Source organism: Candidatus Microthrix subdominans, from assembly GCA_016719385.1.
GTDB classification, from domain to species: Bacteria; Actinomycetota; Acidimicrobiia; order Acidimicrobiales; family Microtrichaceae; genus Microthrix; species Microthrix subdominans.
The window spans coordinates 283,283-297,327 of record JADJZA010000001.1 but is presented as its reverse complement, the minus strand read 5'-3'; the positions used below and the strand labels follow the sequence as shown (position 1 = coordinate 297,327).

The window sequence follows — 14,045 nt, the reverse complement described above, 5'->3', positions numbered from 1 at the left end:
GCCAAGCTCCGGCCCGCCCCCGCTGCGGCGGAAAGTTCCCGCCCTCACGTCACAAACGCTGAGTACACTGACGAACATGCGTTCGACTATCGAGGCCGGCATTCTTCACGCCGACCTGGACGCGTTTTACGCCTCGGTCGAGCAGCGGGACCGGCCTGAACTTCGGGGTCGACCGATGGCGGTCGGGGGCGGGGTGATCCTGGCCGCCAGCTACGAGGCCCGCCGACGGGGTGTGCGAGGCCCGATGAACATCCGTGCCGCCCGGGCGCTGTGTCCCGAGCTGATCGTCGTCCCCCCGCGGATGGACACCTACACCCAGGCCAGCCGACGGGTGTTCGAGATCTTTGACGACACCACGCCCTTGGTGGAGCCCATCTCGATCGACGAGGCGTTCCTCGACGTATCGGGCCTGGGCCGGCTGGTCGGCCCGCCGAAGTTGGTCGCCGCCAGGCTCCGGGCACGGGTGCTGGCCGAGGTTGGCCTGGCCATCTCGGTGGGTGTGGCCCGCACCAAGTTTCTGGCCAAGGTGGCCAGCGGGGTGTGCAAGCCGGACGGGCTGCTCGTGGTGGAGCCCGACGGCGAACTCGAATTTCTGCATCCGCTGCCCGTCGGCCGGCTGTGGGGTGTGGGCCCAAAAACCGAGGAAAAGCTGGGGCGCAGCGGCATCACGACGGTCGGTCAGGTGGCCGAACTGGACGAGGTCCGCCTGGTTGCCATGCTGGGCGCCGGGTCGGGGCGTCAGATGCATGCGCTCGCCCACAACCGCGACCCCCGGCGCGTGATGACGGGCAAGCGGCGATCGTCGATCGGCTCCCAGCGGGCGCTCGGGCAGCGCCGCCCCGGCTTCGCCGAGCTGGAGGCCATCCTGTTGGAGCTGGTCGACCACGTCTCCCGCCGCCTTCGGGACGGCAACCGGGTGGGCCGCACCGTCATGCTGCGCTTTCGCTTCGGCGACTTCACCGCCGACACCCGCTCGCACAGCGTGCCCGAGGCCACCGGATCGACCGCAGCCTTTCTCGATGCCGGCCACGCGCTGCTCGTTGCACGCCGGGACGAGATCGAGCGCCGGGGGCTCACGCTGCTCGGGTTCACCATCGCCAACCTGTCGCCCGCCGACGCCGTTCAACAGAGCCTGGTGTTCAACGGGCGCTCGACGGTCGACCTGGACGGTGCGGTCGACGCCGTCCGCGACCGATACGGCTCAAGTTCGATCGGCCGGGCCACCCTGCTGGGGCGGGCCAGCGGCATTCACGTGCCGCTGCTTCCCGATCCGGGGGCAGCTCGACCGTAAGGGCCACCGACCGGGTGCGCCTCGGCCCGTTGGCGTGTGGCAACACCTACCGAAATCCGGACGTGCTGGCGAAGCAGGCGGTCACCGCCGACCAATCTCGAATGGCCGCATGGCGTTGGGGCTCGGTGCCGGGTGGCAGGACAACGAGCATCGGGCCCACGGCATCGAGTTCTGCTGTGCTCGGCGAGCACTGCGCGCGCCTCGGTTGGGACCCGGCCGAGATCGAGCGGTCGTCGGTGGCGCTGTTGTTCCTCGGAGAGCCGGTGGTTCCTCAGCCGTGATCGAGCAACGTGGCGATGTTGAAGGACACCTGGTCCATCACTTCCCACCCGGCCACCCCCAAGCGGTGCATGAGCAGCCAGGTTCGACCAGCCAGAGTTCGCTCATCCAGGCCGTCCGAAACCGAGGTGGCCTCGGACTCTGCCACGTAGTCACGCCACGCGACAGGATCTCGCCGGAGCAACTCGAAGTCGCGGGTGACCTGGGCGGCAAAGCGCTTGCGGCGCAGTGTGGTCATGCCACCGAAGTTACATTTTGCATGCACGGATGACCACGGCATCGACGCACATGTCGCAGACCGGTGCGGGTGGCAGAATCCACGCATGGAGCCGACTCCCCGAAACATCTGCGTGTTCTGCGGGTCGAGCAGCGGCATCGACCCGGCGTTCAGGACGGCAGCGTTGGCCCTCGGTTCTGCGATCGTGAGCGCCGGCCACCGGCTGGTCTTCGGCGGGGGCCACGTCGGCCTGATGGGCATCCTGGCCGACGAGGTGTTGGCGAGCGGAGGTGAGGTCATCGGCGTGATGACCGAGCAGCTCGTTGGGCTGGAGGTGGCCCACGAGGGGTTGACCGAGCTGGACGTGCAGCCCACCATGCATCGGCGCAAGGCGCGCATGGCCGAACTGGCGGACGGCGTGGTCGTCCTGCCCGGCGGATTCGGCACACTCGACGAGGCATTTGAGTTGCTGACGTGGAACCAGCTGGGACTGATTTCGGTGCCGATCGTGTTCCTCGACGTCGACCGGTTCTTCGCCCCGCTGTTCGACTTCATCGCAGGATCGGCTGCGGCCGGATTTATGAAGGATCACCACGGGACGCTGGCCCAACGCACCGAGAGCGCCGAGGCCGCCGTGAGCCTTGCCTCACGCGACGCCCCTGCCTTCACGCCCAAATGGGTCGACCGTTAACGGCGCCGCTCACGAGCCCTGTCGGGTGGTGCGGGACAGGTAGGCGGACGGGGACGTCCCCAGGTGTCGACGGAAATCCCGCGTCAGGTGGGCCTGGTCTGCGTAGCCGAGCTCGGCTGCGATCGCCGCCCAGCCCCGCCAGCTATTTCCGTCATCGCTGGCCCGACGGGCCGCCTCGGCGGCTTCGATGATGCGCCAGCGGCGAATGACGAACGACGGGCTGGCCCCGACGTGAAAGTCGAAGAGGCGCTGAAGGGTGCGGACGCTGGCGCCGGCAGCGCAGGCCAACTGCTCAATTCGGCAGACGCTGCGGTCATGCTCGGCCAGAGCGGCGACCGCCGCCACCTCCCGCGCCTCGGCGATCATGGCCGGGTCACGGCGGGCGACCAGGGATTCCAACCCCTCCCGCAGCGCGCCGGTTCGTGGTTCGTTATCACCGATCTTCGCCACCCCTGCCACCAGATCGCCGGGGGTGAGCCCCGGCAATCCGTCAATGAAGTTCAGCTCGGCGTCGGCCGCCGTCCTTGCCGACGCATCGAGCAGCACGCCCAACCCGCCCACCGTCGTGCGCGCCGCCACCGTCCATCCCTCGACGGTCAGGTGACGGTTGCTGACGCTGCTCATCACCCCGTAGACCCTGCCTTCGGCCGGATCGAGTGGCACCCCGGCGTCATCCAAGGTGCCGATGCTGATGTTGCCTGCCGGGTGGTTCAGTACCTGCTGATCGTGAAATGTCCCCGGGGGCATGCTCCACGCCACCGACCAGAACCACTCGACCAGCCCATCGAGCGCCTCACCCGCCGGATACCGGGCGAAGTCGACGTAGCGCATCATCTCCTGCGGGTCGACGATGCCGCGGGTGTCGTCGGGAAGCGCTGAAGGCACCCGCCGAGAATACCGGTGAAAGTTGGCGTGGATCTTCAAGCGCCGGTCGCGGCGCATTTGTACCGTGGCACCCATGACCGACGCGACCGCAACAACCGACGACGAACTCCCGCTCTTTCCCACATCCGCTCCCGCAGTGTTCTGCGATCCCGACGCTTCGGGCCCCCTCTTTGCGGAGGTGCTCGAACGGTTGGCGGCCGTGATCGACCTCGACGACACCCAGGTGGTGCTGCCAACACCCTGTGAGCACTACAACGCCGGCGAACTTCGTCAACACGTCCTTGGGTGGCTCGACTTCTTTGCCACTGCGTTGTCCGATCCGCCCGCCGACTCGCCGCGTCCCGACCCGGAAGCGTTCGTCCTGGAAGACGAGCAGGCAAGCGACGTCGTGCGTCGCTGCTCGACACAAGTCCAGCAGGCGATCACCAACGACGCCGCCTCGCAGGCGGTCACGATGACTGGATCCCGCATGCCAGGCGACGGAGTGTTGGGCATGGCGCTCGGCGAATACATCATCCACGCCTGGGACCTGGCCATGGCGACCGACCAGCGGTACGACCCTCCGACCGCAGCGGTGGCCCCGGCGCACGAGTTTCTGCTCGGCATGGTGAAGCCCGAGTACCGCGGTCCCGACACCGGCTTCTTCGACGCCGAGGTCAACGTCGGCAGCGACGCTCCAGCCATCGACCGCCTGCTGGGGTTCGCAGGTAGGGATCCGGCCTGGGTACCGGCGTCACACTGACCGTCCCTCACCGGCTTGACCCGCAAGGCGTGCGCCTACGTCGCCGGGCGAGGGTTGCGGCTCCGCCTGCTGCCCGACCACAGACCTCAACAATCGAGAGCGACGCAAGCGCCGTGCAGATCTCGTGGCGGCGCTCGTGTGACCAAGCTCCCAGGCGCTCTGCCATTGCCGACTTCGGCATACACCGCACCTGGTCGAACACGACGACGCTGTCATGGTTGATTCCCTCGGCTGCGCCGACGGGGAGGCACGTCGGAATGTGGCGGATCATGGAGGTGACGGGAGCAACGACGATCTCGTTGAGTACCGGGATCGCGTCAGAACGGGTGACCAACAACGTGTTGGGACTTGAATTGTCATACGCCCTGCGTCCTCTGGACACGAGCGGGTTCCTGTCAGGTGACCAGCGTCATAGGTTGGGGTGATCGAGCCAACGATCGACCATCTGGCAACCCTTCCTGCCCGACGCGCCGCCGAGCACCCCGGCGGTAGGTGCTTGGACGATGACCGCCTCGACCTGACCAACGTCGAGTTCGCTCAGCGGGTCGACGCTACGGCCGCCATGTTGGCCTCGCACAGCGTCGGTGCCGGCGACGTGGTGGCCACTGTTCTCACCAACCGCGTCGAGCTCGTCGTCGTCATGTTCGCCGCCTGGCAGGTCGGCGCCACGCTCACGCCGGTCAACCCCGCCCAGAAGGCCAACGAGGCCGAGTTTCAGTTGAGCGACTCCGCCTCGAAGGTCGTGGTCCACGAAGGGTCTGCGTTCCAGTTGGACGACGCCACCTTCGTCGATGTGGCGGATCTTCCCACCACTGGTGGTTTCGGCGGCGCCACCGTGCCCTCCGCAACCGATCCGTCGGCGTTGGCCCTGCTCATCTACACCAGCGGCACGACCGGGACACCCAAGGGGGTTGAGCTCGACCACGCCAACCTGATCGCCATGGTGACGGGCATCATCGAGGCGACCGGGCTCGGCGCGACCGATCGTTGCCTACTCATCCTGCCGCTGTTCCACGTCAACGGCATCGTCGTGTCAATCCTGTCGCCGCTGGCCGTCGGCGGGTCCACGTCGATCACCGCCAGGTTCTCGCCCTTGGCGTTCTTCGACATCATCGCTCGGGAGCGGCCGACCTACTTCTCCGCCGTGCCGGCCATCTACGCCATGTTGTCCACGCTGCCCGACAGCGTCGAGCCCGACGTGTCATCGGTTCGCTTCGCCGTGTGCGGTGCGGCGCCGATGCCCGCCGAGCTGATCGAACGCTTCGAGCAGCGCTTCAGCCTCCCGATCGTGGAGGGCTACGGGCTCTCGGAGGCCACCTGCGCCTCGACGCTGAACCCGATCGACGGCGTCCACAAGCCGGGCACCGTCGGCGTGGCGCTGCCGGGCCAAGAGGTGATATTGCTCGGCGAAGACGGTCGCCCGACCACAGAGGGCCGGGGCGAAGTGATCATTCGCGGTCCGATCGTGATGCGCGGCTACCTGGGACGCCCCGAGGAGACCCCCAACACCCTCGTCGACGGCTGGCTGCGTACCGGCGACGTCGGCGCGATCGACGAGGTCGGCTACCTGAGCATCGTCGACCGATTGAAGGACATGATCATCCGGGGCGGCGAGAACATCTACCCCAAGGGAATCGAGAACGTGCTCTATGGGCATCCCGAGGTGCTGGAGGCCGCGGTGGTTGGTCGCCCCGACGACGTGCTTGGCGAGGTGCCGGTGGCCTACGTCTCGCTGAGAAACGCAGGCGCCACCACCGCTGAGGAGCTACTGGCGCGGTGCGCCGATCGGTTGGCCCGCTACAAGGTGGCCGTACAGATCACGATCATCGACAACCTGCCCAAGAACCCGATTGGCAAGATGGCCAAGCCCGATCTGCGCAGCCGTTCGGCACAGGCAGCCGGCTGATCCCCGGTGCCGGCCCGCATCCTCACCTGGAACCTCGAGCGAACCCAGCCGCTACGCGGGCGCGGCAGCGCAGCGGTCGACCATGTGTTCTCGCTGGCGCCCGACATCGCGGTGCTGACCGAAACCCGGATCACGTTCCCCAAACGGGGCGGCCACACCCTCTGGAGCAAGCCGCCCCGAAAGCCACGCCACGACGCCGACGAGCGCACGGTCCTGGCCTGGTCCCGCCAGCCATTCTCAGACGTCGACCACGCTGGTGCGCCAGGGCTCGACACCAGCCGCTTTGTCGCCGCCACCACCGAGACGCCCATCGGGCCGATCCGGGTGTTGGCGGTCTGCATCCCATGGCACATGGCCGAGGTCACCTACCCAATCGACGTTAAGCGTCGCCCGTGGGAGCTGCACCTCGACTACCTGGCGATCCTCGCCGACATGATCGCCGGGGTAACCGTGCCGACGATCGTCGTCGGCGACTTCAACCAGCGGATCCCACGGGTTCGCTACGGTAACCATCGCGCCGCCCAGGCACTCGCCGCAGCGTTCCAACCACTGCAGATCGTAACCGAAGGTGTCCTGAAAGGTGTCTCCCGACCGGGCATCGATCACATCGCACTCAGCGATCACCTACAGGCCCAGACGGTGTGGGGCTGGCCCAACCAGGTCGACGGACGCCGCCTGTCGGACCATGACGGATCAGGCGTCGACATCGGCCTCGCCCCTGCGCGACCGACGACCCTGCCGAGGTCGGTGGAGCCGTAGGGTTCGGCGGATGAACGCCGACGACGTCAACGTCATGCTGGCCGAGCACTTCCCCGGCGCCGGCGCCAACTGCGTCGAACTGGGCGGCACCTACGCCGTTGCATCGACCGAGCTGAGCGAGCTGTCGATTCGGCCCGGCGGGTACGTCTCTGGCCCGACCCAATTCGCTATCGCCGATGCGGCCCTCTGGTACGTGACCTTCGTGGCGATCGGCCGCATCGAGCCGATGGCGCTCACCTCCGAGCTGTCGATCCGCTTCCTGCGCCCCGCGCAGGGGGAACGCATCTGGGCACGAGCCGACCTGGCCACCGCCACCCGTCGTTCGGTGGTCGGCTCGGTGTCGGTGTGGATGGATGATCGCTCCGACCGACCCACGGCCGTCGCCCAGGGCACCTATGTGCTGCCTCGGGCCAAGGACTAGACCGGGCGCTATGGACCCGTCTCCGCTCGAGCGCCTGATCGCCACCGACGAGATCCGCAATCTGGTGGCCCGTTATGCGATCGCCACCGACGCCCGCGATTTGGACACGCTGGTCGGGCTGTTTGTCGACGACGTCAACGTCGGCCGGCTCGGCACCGGACGAGAAACGCTGCGAGACAGCTTCGACCAGGCGTTGCGAGGCATCGGCCGCTCGTTTCTGTTCGTCGGCACTCAGCTGGTCGACGTGGTCGACGCCGACCATGCCGCCGGCCAGGTGTACTGCAAGGCCGAGATCCAGGACGGCGACCGCTGGATCCACCAGGCCATCCTCTACAGCGACACCTACGAGCGACGGGACGGCCGCTGGTACTTCGTGCGTCGGATCCACGAGCTGTTCTACGGCGCCGAGGTGGGAGTGAACCCGCTAACGCTGCCGCCTGCCGACTGGCCGAAGAACCACGACGGTCTGGGCACCCGACCGGAGGCCTGGGACACCTGGCGGGAGTTCTGGTCGAACGACGCGGCGGCTTCGTGAACCTCTCGTGACGGTTCCTCCTCCACCGCTTTGGTCCAATGCGCGCCCAGGGAACTCTGTCGCTATCGCGCGCTCTACGACGCGATAGCGGCAGAGTTCGCTGCCGGAGCCGCTCAGCTCAAGCGCCGAGGACACTCGCTAGGGCCTTGTGGCGGCTCCCGGCCAAGTGCCGTCAATATTCGCTCTGCATCAAATTCTCGTCCCGGTACCTTGTGCTCCATGACCTACGACGTGCACCTCGCTGACCGGATTCGAGCGCTGCTCGGCGACGAAGTCGGCGTCACCGAACGCAGGATGTTCGGTGGGCTGGCCTTTCTAGTGAGTGGGAACATGGCGGTAGCCGCCAACAGCAAAGGCGCGCTGATGGTGCGAACCGGAGCGGACCGCTTCGACGAACTCCTCGACGAGCCCGGCACCAGCATGGTGGTGATGCGCAACCGACCGATGACCGGTTGGCTCGACGTCGACGCCGACCACCTCCTCGCCACTGCCCGGCTCAGATTCTGGATCGAGGTGGGCGTCGCCTTCGCCCGCCGCCTGCCCGCCAAGCGCGCGACGTAATAGTCGCATTCACGGCCGAACCGGGCGGCTGTGCTGCAGGCTGTAGTAGCCAGACCGAGACCACGGCTAACTCAGAAGTTGGGGCAACCGATGACGGTCGGAGCAACTCAGCACGAAGAGTCCGGAGGCGGTACCCGGAGTAACGCCGACGCCATCGAAGTCATACCCCCATTTGACAATTTGGATGACACCGTCGCCCTCCATCGGGTGGACCAGGAAGAGGATGGCGGCCACGACCGACAACACAGCCGACGAAATCAACAAGAACCACAAAACGCCAAGTTTCATCGGCACCCTCCCGTTGCGAACTTACCCACATATCGGCAGGCCAGACACACAAGGGTGGAAGGTGTCAATCGGAGGCTGAGTTCGCCCGCACCCTTCCCGCTCGATAGCCGGTTTCGTTCGTCCCCCACCGGAGGGTGTCGCTGCCCGATGCCCGGCTCCGGGCCGGGTACCTTGAGGGTGTGCGATCGCTCGATACGTCTTCAGAGGCTCACGCCGTCCAACGGGCGGTGTTTCAAGCCATGACCGGCGAACAGCGGGTGCTGGCGGCACTAGCTATGGCCGACGAGGCCAGGGAGATTTCGATGTCGGGGATCCGGGCAAGGCGGCCGGAGTTGAGCGACGAGCAGGTGAGACTCGAATGGTTGCAGCTGCTTCACGGCAGAGAGTTCGTGGAACGCCTGACGACCCGATGATGAGCCAGTTCGGCTTTCTCGCCGAGGTCATCGCTGCCCTCGATGCCGCCGGGGTCACCTACATGGTGACCGGCTCGATAGCCAGCACCCATCACGCTGAACCCCGAATGACCCGGGACATCGACATCGTGATCGAAACGGATCATGTGGCGGTCAAGCTCCTCGTCAATCAGTTCGATCCCACGCGGTTCTATGTCGGCAACGCCCAGCAGGCCGTTGCCGACCGCGACATGTTCAACGTGATCGACACCACCGGGGGCTGGAAGGTGGATCTGATCATCCGCAAAGCGCGTCGATTCAGCGAGGTGGAGCTCGGTCGACGCCAGCACGCCCGAATCGGCGAGGTCGACCTGTACGTCGCCACCGCCGAGGACACGATTCTGAGCAAGCTGGAGTGGATGCGGATGGGTGGATCCGACCGGCAATTGGCCGATGTCGTGGCCGTGCTCGAGACGCAGGGTCCGGCGCTGGACCATGATTACATGGACCGCTGGGCGCCGGACTTAGGGGTCGAGAACCTCCTCCAACAGGCCCGACGTCTCGCAGAGTAGACCGCGCATCTGGCTTGGTCTCCGATCGATCGAGGCGTGCGGCTCGCCGTCGCGCTCGCCGAGTCGCTCAGGGCGCCCCTGCTGACAGCCGACCGGCACCTGGCGACAACTCCAGGCAACGCCAATTAGCCGCGAGGCGATACACGCTCCGATTTGGTAAGTCGACCCAGGTCGGGCGTCGGCTGACAGACTGGGGTCATGTCTCGCCGACGCAAGGGTCAACGCAAAGGCGGCGGTCGCGTCACCCCCAGAGGTGACGCCGCGCGCTTTCGACCAGGTACCACCGAGGTGTCGGGAGTCCCGTCGATCGGTGGGGTAGGTGGCCGCTTCGATGCACCCCCGCCGATCACCGGCCTGTTCGATCCGTTGGCCAACCACCTCATCCCCTCCCGTGACGACCACCCGGCGGAGGTCGAACGCCTTGCCTGTGAGCTGGTCGGGCTGACCCGGTCGATCGCCGACGACGAACCCATGCCCGGTGGCCCAGCGTCGTCGCGACCGAGCGAGTTGACCGGAATGGCACCGACGGAGGACGCCGAGGCGATGTTGACCTCGGCGGTCCTGGCTTTGGCCGAAAGCCAACAGTTCCGCCCCGAGGCCCGCTATGTCGACTGCATCAGGCCGATGCTTCCCTTTTGCGCCCCGGGCGCCCAATCGGACCTGTTGCGTCGCGTGAACCTGCTGGAATCCAAGATCGGGGCACCGCAGTGGGCCGACGCCGTCTGGAACGCCACATCGGTCGGTGGTTGGCGCGGATGGGATGACCTCGGCGATCTCGACACCATCGGGCTGGAGCTGAGCTGGCCCGGCAACTGGGAAAACCAGGTGCTGTTTGCCAGCATCGTCGTGCAGGACGGGCCCTTCGTCCAGGAGTTCGTCGTGACGACGATCGACGAGTACCGGAGGGTGTTTACACCCGGTACTCCATGGCCGGTTGGGCCTGACGAACCGCCATGCCGAGCCGACGTGATCCGCCACCTCGAGCCTCTTGAACCCGCTGAGGCCGCCGGCCGTATCAGCCACGCCATCGACCTCACCGAGATGATGATCGACGCGCCGGTGTCCGACGACTCGTACCTGTTCGTTCCACTTGCGCGCCAGATCCTCTCTGGACAGCCATCGGTTGCACCGCCCGATCCGATCGAGGCCTCCCATGACCAACGCGAGCAACTCATCCTTGAGTTCCTCAACGCCGACGGTGTGGCAGCGACGCTCGGGCTGGAGGACGACCCAGGTTCATCCCAGCAGATCGGCGAGTTCTGCGAGCTGTTCATCGACTACTCGGAGGGCTACGCCGGAGGCGACATCCATCGCTGGTCGCCCATGGTGGTGGAGGGCTTTCTCCATTTCTATGGCGTGAAGGTCATGTCCGATCCGGACACCGACGAGTTACTCGAGCCGGTCCTGACCGAGTGGATCGCCTATTGCCACCGGTTGAAGGGGTGGCCCGAGTCGGTCACCGTCGAGGCCCTGGAGGTGTTCGATCAGCACTACGAGTGCGCCATCGATCCCGACGCCCAAGATGCCATCACCCCGATGGTCGACCTGATCCGCCTGGCCGTGGAGATGGGCATCGACCTGGAGGACCCCATATCCGTCAGGGAACTCCTCGCCACCTGGGACCCCGTGCAGGTGGGGGCGACAGCCGAGCCGTGGCCAGCTGACGGCGCTGCCGAGATGATGTGGGACCTGGTGCCCGCGAAAGCGGTGCCCCACTGCGAGTCCGTGCTGGCGATGGCCGAACCTGTGCTGGACGACCTGTTCTCACCCGACCACCTCACGTCGGCACGACGGATGCTCGCCGATCTGGCCGAACGCCACACCCAACCCTTCCTGCGAGGTCGGCCCGACGTGTGGGCGGCTTCGATCACCTACGCAGTGGCGCAGGTTCATAGCGCCTTCGACTCCACAGGCAGGATATTTGGCTTCGACGAAAAACTCGCGCCGCAGCAACTGGTCGACGCATTCCCCACCGTGTCCAAGGCGTCGATGACAAACAAGGCCACCACCGTCCGAGCCTGGCTGAACGCCGACGGCTCCGGCCGATTCCGTTACAACCGGACGGCCGCCATGTTGGGTGGCGTCAGCCCCCCGGGTGAACGGCACTGACTTTCGGTACCGCCGACGCCCGTGGTCTCGCTACGGCGGGCGTTCCGCGAGAGGCTGGGGACATGACCAACCCCGACGCCGCGTCCGCAGTCGACAACATCGAGGTGGACAAGACCGAGTCGGTCACGCTCACGTTCGGCGACGGAGAGGTTGCGGTGTTCGAACTGGAGGACCTGCGCCGCGCATGCCCCTGCGCCGGGTGTCGCAGCCGGCGCGACCAGGGCCTGCCCGTGTGGCCGGTACCCGGCAGCCAGATGCCGTTGGAGATCACCGATGCGGCGCTGCATGGCGCTTGGGCGCTGACCTTCACCTGGAACGACGGCCACTCGGCGGGCATCTATCCCTTCACCTCGCTACGCCGCTGGTACGACGGCGAAGCCAGCTACCTGCCGGATTCCGGCCTCGGCGGCTCTCGCGAGGGCTGACGTATCAATTGGCCTCACGTTGGTGAAGTCATCGCCCCCAAGGTCCAGCTGGGTGCATTTGCTTCCACCTGTAGAAAGTAAACCCACCCGGTTCCGGCATGGGTGTCGTTACGACGGGAGGCAGGTCATGAGTCGGTACCGAAGCCAGTCGCCGTGCCGCCGAAGGATGGCACGGGCCGCTCGGGGTCGGCGGTCATCGACGCCCCACCGCCGGAGATCGAGGTGGGGCCGCCGGGACGCATCAGATCGTCGCATCTCGGCTCATCCGGCCCGAGCGACGCCGCGTCCGCCGCACGTCCAACCTCGATCACGCGGTCGAGCAGCGCCCGCTCCCGTTCGCCGAGCAACGCCAGGTCGTCCGACACCAGCGCCAGACCTCCCGACACGGCCACCGCTGCGGACCACGTGGCGATCTCCACGTCGGTCAGGTCGGTCTCGGAATGGCGCAACATCAGGCAGTCGGGGTCGTTCTGCCACAGCCGGCGGTGTTGCCAGGTGCGGCTTACCGTGTTGATGTAGGCGTTGCGCACCGACGGCGCCTGGTACTCGGTGCCCGGCTCCGGATCCCTTGGCAACCAGTACGGGGCGACGTCGGACCCGATGCGCATGGCGTCGACCAAGCCCACCGTGGAGGCCAACGGCGCCCCACAACCAAGGATGTAGGCATCGTCACCGGCGCCACGACGGATGGCGTCGTAGCCCATCCGCACCCGCTCGGCAGGCGTCTTGGTGGGGTCGAAATACGCACCGCGAAACGTCGAACTGAAGGTGAAGTCGAGCTTCAGGTAGGTAAAGCCGAGGCGCACCAGTTCGGCGGCGACCGACTCCAGGTGCTCCAGCACCTCGGGCATGGTCACGTCGAGCTGCCACACCATGCCGTCCCAAATTGGGTTGAACATGCCGACCAGTGGGTTGCCATCGGCGTGGCGGGGCACCCAGTCGGGGTGGTCCTTGGCCAGCTGCGAGTCAGGATGGGCTAGGAACGGGGCGATCCAAATTCCCGGGGTGAAGCCCGCTGCAGCGATCGAGGTCGCCAGCGGCGCCAACCCGGACGGAAAGCTGTCGTTGGTGGTCAGCCAGTCGCCGATGTGGGCCTGAAAGCCGTCGTCGACCTGAAACACGTCGAAGGGCCAGCCACCCTCTGTCGCCGCTGCCAGGTTGGAGGCGATGTCGTCCTCGGTCACCCGCTCGAAGTAGTGGTACCAGGAGCACCAGCCCACCGTGTATGCACCGCTGGTGAGGGCCCCCTCCGCAGCGCCGACCCGGTCGGCCCAGCCGGCCAGCAACCGGTGAGCGTCGACGCCGCTGGCCGTGGCGACCGGATGGAGGGTTCGGGTGGACCCGCCCGGTAGCTGCACACCCCCGAGCCAGGCCTCGGCCCGCAGGCGAACCGTGCCACCCTCTCGGTACAACCAGAAGGTGCCCTCGTGCGTGGTTCCGCCCAGAAACCCGAGCTGAACCAGCGGCTCACCCTGACCGAGATCGGCAACCACCACCTGCTCCGAGCGCAGCCACCCCTCGGGGGCCACACCGGGATCGGCGTGGAACGAGGGACGAACGTACTCGGTGCTGTCGGGCGCGTTGGTGTCGTCGCAGTCGACGCCGAGGCGTTGGCCTCGCGACGGCAGCCACGACTGGTAACCGTGACAAAACACGCTGACGTCTTCGCCGGCGCGCCCAAGCTCGATGTCGACGGCGACTGCATCGAGCTCGACGGGCTCCGACCCGGGGTTGTGCACCGACCAGGTCCAGCCATCGGCAGTAGCGTCGCAGCGGATCACAACGCCACCCAGAGCGATCGAATCGCCGTCCAACGCTGCTGCCGATTCGGCGACCCCGGGGCGTCGAACCACTACGCGGGCGCCCTCCAACCAACGCTCGTTCACAATGGCCATCCCGGCGTTCCCCCCTCGGTATCCAACGGAGCGCACGACGATAGCGATGCGCGTCGAGAAGCGTCGCTTCAGACGAA

The 14,045-nt window shown here is 66.8% G+C and carries 18 protein-coding genes; 13 read left to right on the top strand and 5 right to left on the bottom strand.

From position 1 onward, the window contains the following. Positions 1-76 precede the first annotated feature (76 nt). Positions 77-1,291 (top strand): DNA polymerase IV, encoded by a 1,215-nt coding sequence (gene dinB, locus IPN02_01495; GenBank protein MBK9295554.1) that lies wholly within the window; start codon positions 77-79, stop codon positions 1,289-1,291. Positions 1,292-1,305: 14 nt separating this feature from the next. Continuing rightward, positions 1,306-1,572 (top strand): hypothetical protein, encoded by a 267-nt coding sequence (locus IPN02_01490; protein MBK9295553.1) that lies wholly within the window; start codon positions 1,306-1,308, stop codon positions 1,570-1,572. Here the strand turns inward: IPN02_01490 and IPN02_01485 are convergent. Then, on the bottom strand, positions 1,563-1,808 hold the full coding sequence (locus tag IPN02_01485) for a hypothetical protein (protein MBK9295552.1): 246 nt from the start codon (positions 1,806-1,808) through the stop codon (positions 1,563-1,565). The two genes, IPN02_01490 and IPN02_01485, sit on opposite strands and share 10 nt — an antisense overlap. Before the next feature lie 85 nt (positions 1,809-1,893). On the opposite strand from IPN02_01485, the gene IPN02_01480 reads away from it, so the two are divergent. Next, positions 1,894-2,478: a TIGR00730 family Rossman fold protein gene (locus IPN02_01480; protein ID MBK9295551.1), complete on the top strand. Its 585-nt coding sequence runs from the start codon at positions 1,894-1,896 to the stop codon at positions 2,476-2,478. A 9-nt stretch (positions 2,479-2,487) separates the two neighbouring features. Here the strand turns inward: IPN02_01480 and IPN02_01475 are convergent, their stop codons facing one another. Then, positions 2,488-3,363: an AraC family transcriptional regulator gene (locus IPN02_01475; protein MBK9295550.1), complete on the bottom strand. Its 876-nt coding sequence runs from the start codon at positions 3,361-3,363 to the stop codon at positions 2,488-2,490. Positions 3,364-3,436: 73 nt separating this feature from the next. On the opposite strand from IPN02_01475, the gene IPN02_01470 reads away from it, so the two are divergent. Next, complete coding sequence (locus IPN02_01470) at positions 3,437-4,105, top strand: TIGR03086 family protein (protein MBK9295549.1); 669 nt, start codon at positions 3,437-3,439, stop codon at positions 4,103-4,105. Between the two features lie 7 nt (positions 4,106-4,112). On the opposite strand, the gene IPN02_01465 is transcribed toward IPN02_01470, so the two are convergent. Next, positions 4,113-4,442 (bottom strand): type II toxin-antitoxin system PemK/MazF family toxin, encoded by a 330-nt coding sequence (locus tag IPN02_01465; protein MBK9295548.1) that lies wholly within the window; start codon positions 4,440-4,442, stop codon positions 4,113-4,115. A gap of 99 nt (positions 4,443-4,541) precedes the next feature. Between IPN02_01465 and IPN02_01460 the strand changes: the two genes are divergently transcribed. The 5 genes from IPN02_01460 to IPN02_01440 all read left to right on the top strand — a co-directional run bounded on the left by IPN02_01460 (position 4,542) and on the right by IPN02_01440 (position 8,287). Next, positions 4,542-6,011 carry an AMP-binding protein gene (locus IPN02_01460; GenBank protein MBK9295547.1) on the top strand — a complete coding sequence of 490 codons (1,470 nt, stop codon included), beginning with the start codon at positions 4,542-4,544 and terminating at the stop codon, positions 6,009-6,011. 6 nt (positions 6,012-6,017) lie between these two features. Next, on the top strand, positions 6,018-6,770 hold the full coding sequence (locus tag IPN02_01455; GenBank protein ID MBK9295546.1) for an endonuclease/exonuclease/phosphatase family protein: 753 nt from the start codon (positions 6,018-6,020) through the stop codon (positions 6,768-6,770). A gap of 10 nt (positions 6,771-6,780) precedes the next feature. Next, positions 6,781-7,191, top strand: coding sequence for a PaaI family thioesterase (locus IPN02_01450; GenBank protein ID MBK9295545.1), 411 nt, complete (start codon positions 6,781-6,783; stop codon positions 7,189-7,191). 10 nt (positions 7,192-7,201) lie between these two features. After that, positions 7,202-7,726, top strand: a complete 525-nt coding sequence (locus IPN02_01445) for a nuclear transport factor 2 family protein (protein ID MBK9295544.1) — start codon at positions 7,202-7,204, stop codon at positions 7,724-7,726. A 219-nt stretch (positions 7,727-7,945) separates the two neighbouring features. After that, positions 7,946-8,287, top strand: a complete 342-nt coding sequence (locus IPN02_01440; protein MBK9295543.1) for a TfoX/Sxy family protein — start codon at positions 7,946-7,948, stop codon at positions 8,285-8,287. A gap of 66 nt (positions 8,288-8,353) precedes the next feature. Here IPN02_01440 and IPN02_01435 read toward each other — a convergent pair whose 3' ends face one another. Next, on the bottom strand, positions 8,354-8,575 hold the full coding sequence (locus IPN02_01435) for a hypothetical protein (GenBank protein MBK9295542.1): 222 nt from the start codon (positions 8,573-8,575) through the stop codon (positions 8,354-8,356). 239 nt (positions 8,576-8,814) lie between these two features. On the opposite strand from IPN02_01435, the gene IPN02_01430 reads away from it, so the two are divergent. The 4 genes from IPN02_01430 to IPN02_01415 all read left to right on the top strand — a co-directional run bounded on the left by IPN02_01430 (position 8,815) and on the right by IPN02_01415 (position 12,073). After that, entirely contained in the window at positions 8,815-8,988 is a 174-nt protein-coding gene (locus IPN02_01430) for a hypothetical protein (protein MBK9295541.1), read from the top strand. Next, positions 8,988-9,539 carry a hypothetical protein gene (locus IPN02_01425; protein ID MBK9295540.1) on the top strand — a complete coding sequence of 184 codons (552 nt, stop codon included), beginning with the start codon at positions 8,988-8,990 and terminating at the stop codon, positions 9,537-9,539. The genes IPN02_01430 and IPN02_01425 overlap by 1 nt, the downstream gene beginning before the upstream one ends. Positions 9,540-9,737: 198 nt before the next feature. After that, positions 9,738-11,648 (top strand): hypothetical protein, encoded by a 1,911-nt coding sequence (locus IPN02_01420; protein ID MBK9295539.1) that lies wholly within the window; start codon positions 9,738-9,740, stop codon positions 11,646-11,648. A 62-nt stretch (positions 11,649-11,710) separates the two neighbouring features. Beyond that, the gene (locus IPN02_01415) at positions 11,711-12,073 is read left to right on the top strand and encodes a DUF971 domain-containing protein (GenBank protein MBK9295538.1); all 363 of its coding nucleotides are present in this window, start codon (positions 11,711-11,713) and stop codon (positions 12,071-12,073) included. 125 nt (positions 12,074-12,198) lie between these two features. Here IPN02_01415 and IPN02_01410 read toward each other — a convergent pair whose 3' ends face one another. Then, complete coding sequence (locus tag IPN02_01410; GenBank protein ID MBK9295537.1) at positions 12,199-13,968, bottom strand: alpha-galactosidase; 1,770 nt, start codon at positions 13,966-13,968, stop codon at positions 12,199-12,201. Between the last annotated feature and the right edge of the window lie 77 nt (positions 13,969-14,045).